Raw genomic sequence first — 13,098 nt, forward strand, 5'->3', positions numbered from 1 at the left:
CGGTTCGTCGCCAATGCACGGCATGCGGCGGCAGGCAAGATCGCCTCCGGGGCATCTGTTCAGGTCTGCCCATTTGGCACGGGGCCGCTCATTGGCGCGCCTTGTCGCGACGCTCGGCTCAGCCGCGCACCAGCACCGCCCCGGGCGGGACTTGTCGCTCCAGGTCACGGCAATCGCCCGGGGATGGCTGGTCGCCCGGCTCTCGGTCCGGGTACCAGATGCGGCATTCGCCGGGCGGCGGCAAGTGGCCGGCCGGCACGGTCACCGGGTCGAGAGAGGTGTCCCCGCCCGGGTGAATGATGACCGTACGCTGCTCGCCCCCAGGCCCCGTCACGGCGCACCCCGTAAGAAACACCAGCCCCGCCAGGACAACGCCTCGCAGGGCCGTGCGGGCAGTTACGACTTGGTTCATGGTTTCGTCTCCCGGTTTTCCGTGCGGGCAAAGTACTCGCGCGTGATGGCGAACACCGTACCCGACAGGGCAATCAGGGCGATCAGGTTCGGAATCGCCATCAGGGCATTGAGGATGTCGGCGACCAGCCAGATCAGCTCCAGGTTGGCGATCGCACCGAGGAACAGGGCCCCGACCCAGACGTAGCGGTACGGCTTGATCACCTTGACGCCGAACAGGTACTCGGCGCTGCGCTCGCCGTAGTAGCTCCAGGCCACGATGGTGGTGAAGGCAAACAGCACCAGGCCGGCGGTGACCACCCAGTTGCCGCCGCCCAGGTTCGCGGCGAAGGCCGCCGAGGTCAGTGCCGCGCCACTCTCGCCGGTCTCCCAGACACCGGAAAGCACGATCACCAACGCGGTCATGGTGCAGATGATGATGGTATCGATGAAGGTGCCGAGCATGGCGATGGTGCCCTGGCGGACCGGATCGTTGGTCTGTGCCGCGGCGTGGGCGATGGGCGCGGAGCCCAGACCCGCCTCGTTGGAGAAGATGCCGCGCGCGACCCCGAAGCGGATCGCCGCCCAGACGGCCGCTCCGGCGAAACCACCGGTCGCCGCCGTGCCGGTAAAGGCATCACTGACGATCTGCGCGAGTGCCGCGGGCACATCGGTGATGTTCATCAGGATGATGATCAGCGCGAAACCCACGTAGAGAATCGCCATTGACGGCACCAGGTACTCGGCGAGATGCGCGATGCGGCGGATGCCGCCGATGATCACCACGAACACCAACGCGGCCAGCACCAGACCGGTGGCCCAGTCGGGAATGGCGAGGTTGGACTCGAGCACGTCGGCCACGGAGTTGGCCTGCACGGTGTTGCCGATGCCGAAGGCGGCGATCATGGCGAACAGCGCGAAGGCCGCGCCCAGCCATTTCCACTTCGCGCCCATGCCGTTCTTGATGTAGTACATCGGCCCGCCGACGTAGCGACCACGTTCATCGACCTCGCGATAGCGCACCGCCAGCACCGCCTCGGAATACTTGGTCGCCATGCCTACCAGCGCGGTCAGCCACATCCAGAAGATCGCGCCGGGCCCGCCCAAAGCGATCGCGGTGGCCACCCCGGCGATGTTGCCCGTGCCGATAGTCGCCGACAGCGCCGTGGCCAGTGCCTGGAAGGGCGTAATGTCACCGCGGTCGTCCTTGCCGGCGTGCCGACCAAGAAACAACTGGCGAAACCCGTAGCCGATCCGGCGAATCGGCATGCCGCGCAGCCCGGCGGTGAGATACACCCCCGTGCCGAGCAACAGGGCCAGCATCACCGGCCCCCAGACGAATCCACTGATGCTGCCAAGAAACTCGGTCACTGCGTCCATCGTGTGTACTCACTCCTGTCTGTGGATCGTGCCGCCGGATTCGTAGCGGCGGGGCTTTAGCGTCAAACCCTACCCGCTTTTCCTGCCGGAATACCAGCCCAGCCCGCATATGACGCCCGATTGGGGCTTTTTGTAGCCGCGGCGCGTGCTAGTCTCGATCCAAACAGGCATGTCTTGTCCCCACGGATTCGAGAGGCACTCATGGCCGACGCGCCTACCCGGCTGGAAGCCGACCAACTCTACCGCCCCTGCCCGGCGAGTTCTTTGCCGTTCGAGACGACCGCCGAACTCGATCCGCCGGCCGCCCCGCCCGGCCAGGAACGGGCGCTGGAGGCCCTGTCGTTCGGCACCGAGATCGGCGACGGCGGCTTCAACCTCTACGCCCTCGGTGCGACGGGCAGCGGCAAGTACGCCGTGGTGCGCGATTTCCTCGACCGTCGCGCCCGACGCGATGCGCCACCGCCCAGCTGGGCCTACGTCTTCAACTTCGATGATCCCGACAAGCCCCGGTTGCTGAAACTGCCTGCCCGGGCCGGGCGCGATCTGCAGTCGGATCTCAGCAATTTGATCGACGAATTTCGCACCGCCATTCCGGCGGTGTTCGAGAGCGACGAGTACCACAACCGCATCCAGGAACTGCGCGAAACTTACAAGCGTCGCCAGCACGAGGCGATTGCCGCCATCAGCAAGGAGGCCGAAAGCCGGCACGTGGCGATGGTGAGCACGCCGAACGGGTTCACCCTGGGCCCGTACCGTGACGGGAAAATCCTCGACCCGGAGGCCTTCGGCAAGTTGCCCGAGGAAGAACAGAAGGCCTGGCAGGCGGCCATCAACGAACTCGAGGAAAAGCTCAAGGAGACCCTGCACCAGGTGCCGAAGTGGCAGAAGGAGGCAGGCGAACGGCTGCAGGCACTCAACGAGGAGATGCTGCGCGTGGCTGTGGGCCAGCAGCTCCAGAACCTCGAGGAGCGCTGGGCGCACCTGCTCGACGTGACCCGGTTCCTCCACGCCATTCGCGATGACATCATCTCGCACGTCAACGATCTCGAGGACGACAGCAGCACCGTCCCCGAGGAGATCCTCAACCAGTACCAGATCAACCTGATCGTCGATAACGCCGAGCTCCACGGCGCGCCGGTGATCTACGAGGACCTGCCCACCCACGCGCGGCTGATCGGGCGGATCGAGCACTACTTCCGGGAAGGCGCCCTGCTGACCGACTTCCGCCTGATTCGCGCCGGCGCGCTACATCGTGCCAACGGCGGTTACCTGATCCTGCACGCCCGGCAGATCCTGATGCAGCCGTTCGCCTGGGAGACCCTCAAGCGGGCGATCTACGGCAAGCAGGTGCGCATCGAATCGCTGGAACAGCTCTACGCGGTGTTCACCACGATCACGCTCGAGCCCGACCCGATCCCGCTGGACGTCAAGGTCGTGCTGATCGGCGATCGCCTGCTCTACTACCTGCTGGCCGAATACGATCCCGACTTTGCCAAGCTGTTCAAGGTACAGGCCGACTTCGAGGACACGCTGCCCCGGCAGGCGGAAAACGAGCTCGACTACGCACGTACGCTGGCTGCCATTGCCCGACGTGACGGCCTGCGACCACTCGATCGCGGAGCGGTCGCCCGCAGTATCGAGCACGCCAGTCGCCTGGCCGACGATCGCGAGAAATTGGCCGCCGGCACCCGCCCGCTGGCCGACTTGCTTGCCGAGGCGAACCACCTCGCGGCGTCGAGCCACGCCGAACACATCACCGCCCACCACGTCGAGGCGGCCATCCGACGCCAGGAGCACCGCGCCGAGCGCCTGCGCGAACGCGCCGTCGAGGCCATCCTGCGCGAGACATTGAACGTGCCGACCCAAGGCGAGCGAATCGGCGCGATCAATGGCCTGGCCGTCAGCGAGCTGGGCGGTTTCCGCTTCGGGCTGCCCACCCGCATCACGGCCACCGCCCGCCCGGGCCGCGGCCAGGTGGTCGACATCGAACGCGAGGCCAAGCTCGGCGGAAATATCCACGCCAAGGCGGTGATGATCCTGTCGCGGTATCTCGCCAGCCACTACGCGCCCGAGGGGGAGCTGTCCTTGTCGGCCAGCCTGGCATTCGAACAGGTGTACGGCTCGATCGATGGCGACTCCGCCTCGGTGGCCGAGGTGGCTGCCCTGGTCTCGGCGATCGCCAAGGCACCCATCCGTCAGTCGCTGGCAGTGACCGGCTCGATCAACCAGCTGGGCGAAGTGCAGGCGATCGGCGGGGTCAACGAGAAGATCGAGGGCTTTTTCCGCATCTGCCGCGACCGGGGGCTGGATGGCTCACACGGGGTGCTCATCCCGGCCAGCAATCTGCCGCACCTGATGCTTGCCCAGGAGGTGCGCAGTGCAGTCGCCGCCGGGCGTTTCCAGATACACGCGATCAGCCACGTCGAACAGGCGCTGGCCCTGCTCACCGGTCTCGAACCGGGGCAGGCCGACGCTCACGGGGTGTTCCCCGCCGACAGCCTCAACCGCCGGGTGGTCGAGCGGTTGGCTCGCTTCGAGCGGGCGACCCGACACGATCGCGCCCGTCATCGCGAAGAACCGGACCGGGACGGGACCGGACCGGGATGACCGAACCGCACGTCCTGCTGCTGATCGATGCCTCGCCGAGCAGCCGGGCGGCGTTGGCCAGTGCCGCCCGGCTGGCACGGCATCACCATTGCCAGCTGATTGCACTATTCGTCGAAGATCAGGACCTGCTCGCCTCGGCGGATCATCCGTTCACCCGGGAGATCAGTGCCCTATCGGGTGAATCCCGACCATTCGATCGCGAGATCCTGCTCACCCGCCTGGCGCAACAACGCCGCCAGATTGAAATGCTTATGGCATCGCTCGACCGGCAGGATCGGCTGGGGTGGCGATTGGACGTGGTGAGCGGGCCGGTGACCGAGAGCATCCGGCGGGCCGTGCTCGGTGCCGAGTGGGTCGTGCTGGGCAAAACCGGGTGGTCGGCCTCACGTGGTGGCCGACTGGGTTCCACCGCGCGGCAAATCGTGGAAACCACCCGTAGTCGACTCTTGCTTTGGCAGGAGGACGCGTTCCCCACCTCGACGGCCATCGTTGCGCTGATCCACGCTTCGGGAGACTGCAGCCCGGTAATCGAGACCGCGTGCCTACTCGCCCTCGCTACCGACCGGATTGTTCGACTGCTTGTTTTGCCCGACTTCGAGCCGGCCGCGCTGCCGGCCCTGATCTCATGGCAGCAACAGAGTGAGCCCGAAGTGACGATCGAGCGGCTTATGGGCCAAGGCATCGAGGCCCTGCGCGGCGCACTGAAGAATCAACCGGCCGGCGCCCTGGTGATAGACGACCCGGGCGCCCTCGCCCTCGGCATGCCGATGGCCGATCTCATCGCCGAAATCGATATACCCATCATCCGCGTTCCCCCGCCCGTATAACCTGCCTGACAGGCAAAAAAGGCGGTGACCCAACAAGGATCGACCGCCCGATCGCGTCCAACATCAATACCGTTAGTAGCTCAACGCCACCACGCCCTCCTGCGAGAGCAGCTCGAACAGAGTGTCAGGTTTGCCGAGTTCGACACCGTCGATCAGGTCATCGGCAGAGAGCCCGCCCTGCTTCATGCACATCGGACAGACAAGCACCCGGGCTCCGTTCTCGATTGCCATCTGGAGGGTCTCCTGCGCGGTTCGGCCCGTTGCCCCCAAGGTATCCTGCTTGCGATCCTTGGCAGCGAGGTAAACGCCGCGCACGTTGAGATACACGATCACGTCATGTCCCCGCTTGGCGGCGTTGTAAGCCTGCGCCGCGGCCATCCCTGCCGGCCAGACTTCGTCGGTCGTCAGGTTGTAGAGCAATGTATTGCCCTTGTCCGGAGCGGCAACGACATTGCCTGATCCGACCAGGGCAAGCGCGAGGAAAAGTGTGGTGAACAGGCGCTTGAGCGTCGACATGGATTCTCTCCTCTCGAGGTTGGCTGATCTGACATGGAAAGTGTAGGCAACACATCAACGGACTTTCAGACCGCCGCCCGATATGGATGACAGGCGCAGGAAGAGGGTTGCCTACCCCGTGCATTGCCTCGCCAAGATCCACGGACCGGTGATCCGCACGCCGGTGACCAACTACCGACCGAGCCGAACGCGCTCTATAACCCTCACGGGGGTCCGGGGGCATGCTAGGATTCCGGGCCGTCTATTCGCCGTGCTTCACACGCGAATCATTCGGAACGATCCCGACCGCAGGAGACCCCATGACGTCCCGTCAACCTTTCGCCCGATCCCTCGTCTTGCTCGCCTTCAGCGCGCTGCTGGCCGTGATGCTGAGTACGCCCGCCGAGGCCAAGCGCTTCGGTGGTGGCAAGAGCTTCGGCTTCCAGGGCCAGAAGAGCTCGCAGACCACCAACCAACGGCAGGTCACCACCGACCAGAAAGCCACCCGTAGCCCGGGCGCCGGTCTGGGCGGCATGTTCGCAGGGTTGGCCGCCGGCGGCCTGCTGGCGTGGATGTTCATGGGCGGTGCCTTCGAGGGATTCCAGCCGATGGACTTCCTCGTGATCCTGCTGCTGGCCGCCGGGGCGTTTCTCCTGATTCGTCACCTGCGCGGCGGTGCCATGGGTGCCCGGCCGGCGTATGCGGGCGCGTCCCGAGCGGAGCGCATGGTCGACCAACCGACCCAGCAGGCCCGGGCGTCGAACGAGACGCTCGGCGGCTCGAACCACAGCAAACCGGGGGTGCGCCCCGGCTCGCTGATGGACGAGTTCGGCTTTGGCGGCACGTCCGGCTACCAGCCTCCCAGCTGGTTTGACGAGACCCGCTTCCTTGGCGCGGCACGTACCCATTTCACCAACCTGCAACTGGCCTGGGACGCCAATCGCATGGACGAGATCCGCGAGTTCGTCACCCCGGAGCTGTTCCGTGAGCTGGTGCGCGAACGCGCTGCCCTGGGCGATGCCGAGAACGTCACCGACGTACTCGATCTCGACGTATCACTGGAAGAGTTGGGCGAGGAAGGCCGTGACCTCGTCGCCGCCGTGCGCTTTACCGGCCACGTACGTGAAGGCCGCGAGGCAACGGCCGAGTCGCTCGACGAGACCTGGCTGGTCAGCCGCAATCTCGACGACGAGAACGCCAACTGGCTGATCGCCGGGATTCGCCAAAACGGCTGATCGAGACCGGAGCCTGCCCGCCGCAAAAACGAACCCCGCGGATCGATCGATTCGCGGGGTTTTTCATTGTCCAGATAGCGTGGCTCGACGCGTGACCGTCAGGTGAAGAACGATTCCTGAGCCAGCGCCTTCATCACCTCGGTCAAATTGGCTTCGGCATTATCGACCACCGCCACCATGCTCGACATTCCGCACACCGTGCGCTGATCACCATGTACGATCCAGCCGTTGGCCGGTGTCCAGCCGGGTTGGTGGACGAATAGGGCCAACTGGTCGGCATGCCCCTGGGTCATGCGTTTGAAATCCAGCGCCAGACGCGTCAGCCGCCGGGCATCGGTGTCCGACAGCTCACCGTGCACCTGCCACGGCTCGCCGGACTCCTCGCGAAAATGCGCGACGGCCTGAACACCCTTTATATCGAGCAGTTGCTTGAGCATGACACCCTCCTCACCCCGCCAGGGCCTTGTAGGCGGCGTCGAAGTCGGCCTGGTCGTTGGACAACACCACGCCCTGTCGGCCGCGAGCAACCGCCGACCAATCAAGCCCGACGAAAGTGAAGCCTTGGACCGGATAGAAGCCCTTGAGGTCGCTCATTCCTTCCCAGCCACGGGCCTGCATGGCGCCAATGGCCATGTTTGCCACGCAAAGATGACCGAGCAGATCGAGCGTATCTCGGTCGATCACTACATCGTCAGTGATCACCGCGTCCTCGAGTCGACCTTCCTCATCGAACTGGAACGCCGCCACGGTGCCGGGCATCGAACTGAGTGTCTTGAGATCGGACATCGTCATTCCTCCTTTTTGGGACGGATCGCCCGCGGGCGTCAGTTCAGGAAATCGGGTGCGTCGGCTAGACGGTCGCGCATCATGCCGAGCACATTCCCCAAGGATCCCCGCTCGTTGTCGATCACGCAGTACACGTTGGAGATCACACAGACACTGCGCGACTTGCCATGCATCACCCAGCCTTTGGTGGGCACGAAGCCGCAACCGCCGGCGCCCGGCTGGCACACGCGGGAGAACATCGCCAGCATGTCACCCTCCATCCGCACCGCCGCGGCGTTTGACCGACACAGCGACGAGATCACGCGGGTCTCGGCTGCAGACAAACCGCCCTTGTGGTGATAGTACTGATCCCCCCGGTAGGCGAAGTCGCCCGCCGCCACGACCCCGGGTTGGTCCATCAGCTCACTTACCAGACTCATTATGTCGCCCCTCTTCTGGACTCCGTACCAACCTTATAGACCGTTGAAGGCAAAAGGGCGCGCTTTGCAGATTCAATCTATTAATTTCAATGGGTTCTGGTTTATACGGAGAGCTTGCTTTTGGGTGAATCGCCGCCACACGTAGCGCCAAAATCGTCGCCGCCTGGCCATTTCGAGAGCGTCGCCACCGACTACGCCCGTCACCGCCCCACCTACCCGGAGGCATTGATCGAGTGGCTGGTGGGCAACTCGCCGGGTCGCGGCCTGGCGTGGGATTGTGGAACCGGCAATGGGCAGGTCGCGCGGTCGCTTGCCCCGCACATCGAGCAGGTGATCGCCACGGATCTCAGTGCCGCCCAACTGGCACAGGCCTCACCGCTCGCCGGGGTAACCTTCCGTCAGGCTCGCGCGGAGAACTCGGGGCTTGAACCGGCAAGCGTCGACCTGGTGGTGGTCGCCCAGGCATTGCACTGGTTCGACGTCGATGCCTTTAATCGCGAAGCCAGCCGCGTGCTTCGCCCTGGTGGCCTCATGGCGCAGTGGTGCTACGGGCTGATGAAAACCGGCGTCGCACCGATCGACGCCGAGGTCACCGCGTTCTACAAGAACATCGTCGGTCCATACTGGCCGGCTGAACGTCGCCACGTCGAAAACGGCTACCGTGACCTACCCTTCCCGTTTCAACGCATCCCGGCCAGGGCATTCTCGATGACCGCGGAATGGACACTTGCGGACGTGATCGGCTACCTGCGGAGCTGGTCGGCCACGGCACGTCATATCCAAATGACCGGTGTCGACCCCGTCCCCGACCTGACCGATCGGCTCGTCCGTCTCTGGGGCGACTCTGAACGCACAAGACACGTGGAGTGGCCGCTCATGCTACGCGTCGGGCGAGCCGACTGTTCTTAGGGGGTCCGCGGTATATCGCCAACACTCCGAGCTCAACGCGTGGACAGGATTGCCCGCAGTCGGGCCGCATCCCGCGGTGCCTGCGCCTCGGCATCGTTGTCGAAATAGGCATAGACATCCCGGCCGTCGTCCAGCGCCCCCTGGAAACGCTGAGCCAACGACCGCAACTGCGCGTCGCTGTACCCACCCCGATACGGTCCATCTGTCCCGTGCCAGCGCAAGTAGACGAAATCCGCGGTCTCGATGAACGGGCTGGTCTCCCCGTCGAGATCGAATACGCAGTACGCAGCACCGTGCGCGGCCAACAGGTCGGTCACCGCTGAATCCCACCAACTGCGATCACGAAACTCGAAGGCATAGCGATACCCACCGGGCAGTGCGTCGAGGAAGGCGGACAACCGCTCGACGTTGACGTGCCAGCGTGGCGGCAACTGGAACAGGATCGGCCCCAGCCGCTCGCCAAGCCGATCGATGCGCTCGAAGAACGTGGCGATGCTGGATTGGGGATCCTTGAGCTTCTTCAGATGGGTGATGTAGCGGCTGGCCTTCACCGCGAAGCGAAAATCAGGGGGAACGGCATCCAGCCAGGCATCCAGCGTTTCGGGGCTGGGCAGCCGGTAGAAGGTGGCGTTGATCTCGACGCTGGAGAAGTGCCGCACATAGAACGGCAACCAGTCGGCAGCGCGCAATCCGGCCGGGTAAAAGGCCTTCCGCCAATGGGGGTAATTCCAACCGGAGGTGCCGATATAAAGCGCCACGCCTGGCCTCCTCGAGATCAAGACAACCGAGGTTAGACGATCGGTTCAAGACGCTTGGTTCATTGGCTCAAATGAAACCGTGCTTTGAACAGACGATCCGGCCAAGAAAAACGCCCCATCCCCGGAACCGGGAATGAGGCGTGGTTCAGTTCGTCGCGGAGGCAATCAGCTCGCGAGTGCCTGGCCGGCCCCCTCGGCAATCACCCGATCACGTCCTCCCGACTTGGCGGCATACAGGCGCGAGTCGGCCAGCTTCATGAGCGGCTCGGCGCTGGTCACGCGATCGTTGGCGGTGCACGCAACCCCAATGCTGGCCGTTACCGACAGCGTATGTCCGGCAATCTCGACCTGGCTGTGTGCCAGCGCAAAGCGGATCCTCTCGGCCACTTCCTGACTGTCCTCGATATCCGAACCGGGCAGGATGGCGATGAACTCCTCGCCACCATAGCGCATCACCACATCGCCCTTGCGCAGCATGTCGCGAATCACACTTGCTGCCCGGACCAGCACCTTGTCGCCGGCCAGGTGCCCGTAGGTGTCGTTGAGACGCTTGAAATGATCCAGGTCGACAATGATCAACGACATCGGCGTCTGATTGCGCTGGATACGGGCCAGTTCCTCCTCGAGTCGCTTCATGCCGAAGCGGCGGTTGTACAGGCCGGTCAACGGATCCAGCGCCGCGACCCGTTGCAGGTCGTCGTGTAGCAACGCGTTGTTCAGCGCGAGACCCAATCCCTGGATCATCAGCGGCAACAGGCGTGTGGTCTTGTCGCTGAAGGGAGAGGCCGCTGCCAGCACCACCCAGCCGAGCAGCAGGCCATGGTGCTTGATCGGCAAGAGCAGCACGTCGCTGGGGGTGAAGTGCGAGAGCACCGCATCGACCTTGACCTCGGCCGGCAGATCGTAGCGTCGAACCACGGCCTGCTCGTGAGCCGCCTGCAAGGCCGGGCTCTTGAGGATCGCCTCGGGCTCGATCAGCCCGGTGGAGGCAGGGATGGTCCACTCGCCCTGCTTTTCCAGGATGATGGCGCCGCCATCGGCCTCGGAATGCTCGATCAACAACGACAAGGCCTGCTCGCTGAGATCGTGCAGGTCGAGCTGGCTCGAGAGGGTGTTGTTGAAGTTCTGGATGCGTTCCTCGACGCGATGGGCCGCGTGAAGCGCCTGCAACAGGGCGTTGTAGCTGTCGGCCACGTCACCGAGCTCATCCTCGGCCTGCTCCTTGAGCTGGCAGACTGCCGGATCGCATTCCGACCAGTCCCCGGAATAGGTGGCCTGGTCCATTGCCGAGCGCACCTGCCGCATACGGCTGGTCAGCCGGCGCAGGCGCGGACGGACGATGCGACTGGCCAGCGCGAAGTTCAGCCCACCCACGATCAGGCCCGCGGCCAAGGTGGTGACGATGAAGCTCGGTGACAGGGCCAGATCGGCCGACACCCCCAGCTCCATGGCCACGAGCGGGAAGATGGCTCCGGTGAGGACCCCCAGGAAAACCATGCCCCAGGCCAACGCTCGAAATACGTGCTTCGATCGGTAGAAACTCATCCCTGTTTCCCTCGTTATATTCGATTCGGCGCGGAACATTAGCATGCCATGATGGATTAATAACCCTCTGGTCTGCGCGGGAATTACACCGCCAAACGATCAGCCCCGCCCCACCGGTTCGCGGGGTGGTCTACCCTTGCCAGCATCCGAATCGAAGCATCAACCGACAGCGCAATCCGTCATTCGACACGCATAATCCACCACACCGAGGTAATCGCATGAGCAAGGTTCTCGTTCTCTACTACTCCATGTACGGCCACATCGAGACCATGACGCAGGCGGTGGCCAACGGCGCCGCCGAGGTCGACGGCACCGACGTCACCATCAAGCGCGTGCCGGAACTCATGGACGAGGAGACGGCAAAGAAGGCCGGGGCCAAGCTCGACCAGTTCGCCCCGATTGCCAGTCCGAAAGAGCTGGGTGACTACGATGCCGTGATCATCGGCACGCCGACGCGCTTCGGCAACATGGCCGCGCAGATGCGCAACTTCCTCGACCAGACCGGCAGTCTTTGGGCGGAAGGAAAGCTGATCGGCAAGGTCGGCAGTGTGTTCACCTCGACCGGCACTGGCGCGGGCAACGAGACCACCATCACCTCCACCTGGAACACGCTGGCCCATCTGGGGATGGTGATCGTCGGCACGCCCTACGGCATCCCCGAGATGTTCGACATCTCCGAGCCGCGCGGTGGCGGCCCCTACGGCGCCGGTACGCTGGCAGCCGGCGACGGCAGCCGTCAGCCCAGCGAGATGGAGCTGACCATTGCCCGCTATCAGGGCCGGCATGTCGCAGAGATCACTAAGAAACTGGCAGGCTAGCTCCCCGGCCGATCAGGCAGACGTGCGAACGAAACGGCTGAGGTGGAACGCGCAAAGCTTCACCTCTTCCGGCGACAATTGACCGGCACTGTTGCCGATGAACGCCGGCAGGGCCTTGGGGTTCAACACCCAGACATCACTCCGCTTCGCCTCAGCGGTCGGCTCGATATACCAACCGGGAAAGACCACGACCGGACGAATGGGGAACCGTCGCCCGGTCGACTCTTCAAGCACACCGGTCAACCAATGTTTCGCGGCTCTTACCTGAATGATGGGCGCATCTGTTGCGGGTGCGCCTTTCTTTTTGATGGTCGAGCCGTCGAACAGCAGCCGTGCCTCGCCCCGATCCGGCTTGGACCAGGTCTTGGTTTCGATCACATAGATGCCACTAAGATGGATGACCACGTGATCGAGGTTGAAATTCGGCCCCGGAATGTCATGGAACACGCGAGCGCCGGACTCGCGTAGCGACTCAAGGAACTGGCCGACGGCCCGCTCACCATCTAGTCCCTGCCTCATCCGACCTGCCTTCTTAAGAGCCCGCCGAATCTTCCAAACAGCAACACCAACGCCTAGGACCGCAATCGCCGTGGCTACCCCAGGGGCTGGGGGTATGTCGCGCAACTCACGCCACCATTCATGAGCTGCGAAAAGAACGAGAAATAAAGCGGCTGCGAAATATACAAGTGCCTCATCCCACAGCACGTCTTGGATTTGTCGTTCCAACGACTGACCCGGATTGTGCAGAGGCTTGTCCTTGATAGGTGATCTCATGGGTTCCTTTACCACCTCTGAAAAACGAAAGATCGGGAAACGGCTGGGAATCCGCCATTGCAGCATATCGCAATCAAAAAGGCCTGCCGGCGATACCACCACGTGGCCAGTGAGCTCCCCTCACGGCAACGATCGACCTTCGGGTCGATCTGGCC

14 protein-coding genes are annotated in these 13,098 nt (G+C 64.0%); 5 read left to right on the forward strand and 9 right to left on the reverse strand.

What is annotated here, in order from left to right; all coding sequences use genetic code 11:
- Nucleotides 1-118 precede the first annotated feature (118 nt).
- Nucleotides 119-412, reverse strand: coding sequence for a hypothetical protein (locus VWP12_RS09245; RefSeq protein WP_410473882.1), 294 nt, complete (start codon nt 410-412; stop codon nt 119-121).
- Complete coding sequence (locus tag VWP12_RS09250) at nt 409-1,770, reverse strand: alanine/glycine:cation symporter family protein (RefSeq protein WP_410473883.1); 1,362 nt, start codon at nt 1,768-1,770, stop codon at nt 409-411. The genes VWP12_RS09245 and VWP12_RS09250 overlap by 4 nt, the downstream gene beginning before the upstream one ends.
- Before the next feature lie 201 nt (nt 1,771-1,971).
- Between VWP12_RS09250 and VWP12_RS09255 the strand changes: the two genes are divergently transcribed.
- Both VWP12_RS09255 and VWP12_RS09260 read left to right on the forward strand, forming a co-directional pair.
- On the forward strand, nt 1,972-4,377 hold the full coding sequence (locus VWP12_RS09255; RefSeq protein ID WP_410473884.1) for a Lon protease family protein: 2,406 nt from the start codon (nt 1,972-1,974) through the stop codon (nt 4,375-4,377).
- A complete protein-coding gene (locus tag VWP12_RS09260) occupies nt 4,374-5,204 on the forward strand; it encodes a universal stress protein (RefSeq protein ID WP_410473885.1) in 831 nt (276 codons plus the stop codon). The genes VWP12_RS09255 and VWP12_RS09260 overlap by 4 nt, the downstream gene beginning before the upstream one ends.
- Nucleotides 5,205-5,276: 72 nt before the next feature.
- On the opposite strand, the gene VWP12_RS09265 is transcribed toward VWP12_RS09260, so the two are convergent.
- Complete coding sequence (locus tag VWP12_RS09265; protein ID WP_125199009.1) at nt 5,277-5,720, reverse strand: DsrE family protein; 444 nt, start codon at nt 5,718-5,720, stop codon at nt 5,277-5,279.
- Between the two features lie 299 nt (nt 5,721-6,019).
- Here VWP12_RS09265 and VWP12_RS09270 point away from each other — a divergent pair, with 299 nt between their 5' ends.
- Entirely contained in the window at nt 6,020-6,934 is a 915-nt protein-coding gene (locus VWP12_RS09270) for a Tim44 domain-containing protein (protein ID WP_410473886.1), read from the forward strand.
- 98 nt (nt 6,935-7,032) lie between these two features.
- Here VWP12_RS09270 and VWP12_RS09275 read toward each other — a convergent pair whose 3' ends face one another.
- From VWP12_RS09275 to VWP12_RS09285, 3 genes are read right to left on the reverse strand one after another with little or no spacing between them, the layout of a single operon-like run.
- Entirely contained in the window at nt 7,033-7,371 is a 339-nt protein-coding gene (locus VWP12_RS09275) for a DUF2173 family protein (RefSeq protein WP_410473887.1), read from the reverse strand.
- Nucleotides 7,372-7,381: 10 nt separating this feature from the next.
- Nucleotides 7,382-7,720: a DUF2173 family protein gene (locus tag VWP12_RS09280; RefSeq protein ID WP_410473888.1), complete on the reverse strand. Its 339-nt coding sequence runs from the start codon at nt 7,718-7,720 to the stop codon at nt 7,382-7,384.
- 38 nt (nt 7,721-7,758) lie between these two features.
- Nucleotides 7,759-8,139 carry a DUF2173 family protein gene (locus VWP12_RS09285; protein ID WP_410473889.1) on the reverse strand — a complete coding sequence of 127 codons (381 nt, stop codon included), beginning with the start codon at nt 8,137-8,139 and terminating at the stop codon, nt 7,759-7,761.
- 120 nt (nt 8,140-8,259) lie between these two features.
- Here VWP12_RS09285 and VWP12_RS09290 point away from each other — a divergent pair, with 120 nt between their 5' ends.
- Nucleotides 8,260-9,048 (forward strand): class I SAM-dependent methyltransferase, encoded by a 789-nt coding sequence (locus VWP12_RS09290; protein WP_410473890.1) that lies wholly within the window; start codon nt 8,260-8,262, stop codon nt 9,046-9,048.
- A gap of 32 nt (nt 9,049-9,080) precedes the next feature.
- Here the strand turns inward: VWP12_RS09290 and VWP12_RS09295 are convergent, their stop codons facing one another.
- Both VWP12_RS09295 and VWP12_RS09300 read right to left on the reverse strand, forming a co-directional pair.
- Nucleotides 9,081-9,806 (reverse strand): DUF72 domain-containing protein, encoded by a 726-nt coding sequence (locus VWP12_RS09295; protein ID WP_410473891.1) that lies wholly within the window; start codon nt 9,804-9,806, stop codon nt 9,081-9,083.
- A gap of 165 nt (nt 9,807-9,971) precedes the next feature.
- A complete protein-coding gene (locus VWP12_RS09300) occupies nt 9,972-11,351 on the reverse strand; it encodes a diguanylate cyclase (RefSeq protein ID WP_410473892.1) in 1,380 nt (459 codons plus the stop codon).
- Between the two features lie 218 nt (nt 11,352-11,569).
- Between VWP12_RS09300 and wrbA the strand changes: the two genes are divergently transcribed.
- Nucleotides 11,570-12,169 carry an NAD(P)H:quinone oxidoreductase gene (gene wrbA, locus VWP12_RS09305; protein ID WP_410473893.1) on the forward strand — a complete coding sequence of 200 codons (600 nt, stop codon included), beginning with the start codon at nt 11,570-11,572 and terminating at the stop codon, nt 12,167-12,169.
- Nucleotides 12,170-12,181: 12 nt separating this feature from the next.
- Here wrbA and VWP12_RS09310 read toward each other — a convergent pair whose 3' ends face one another.
- Entirely contained in the window at nt 12,182-13,045 is an 864-nt protein-coding gene (locus VWP12_RS09310; RefSeq protein WP_410473894.1) for a nuclease-related domain-containing protein, read from the reverse strand.
- Nucleotides 13,046-13,098 lie beyond the last annotated feature (53 nt).

Source organism: Guyparkeria sp. TX1 (genome assembly GCF_046523965.1).
Taxonomy (GTDB): domain Bacteria; phylum Pseudomonadota; class Gammaproteobacteria; order Halothiobacillales; family Halothiobacillaceae; genus Guyparkeria.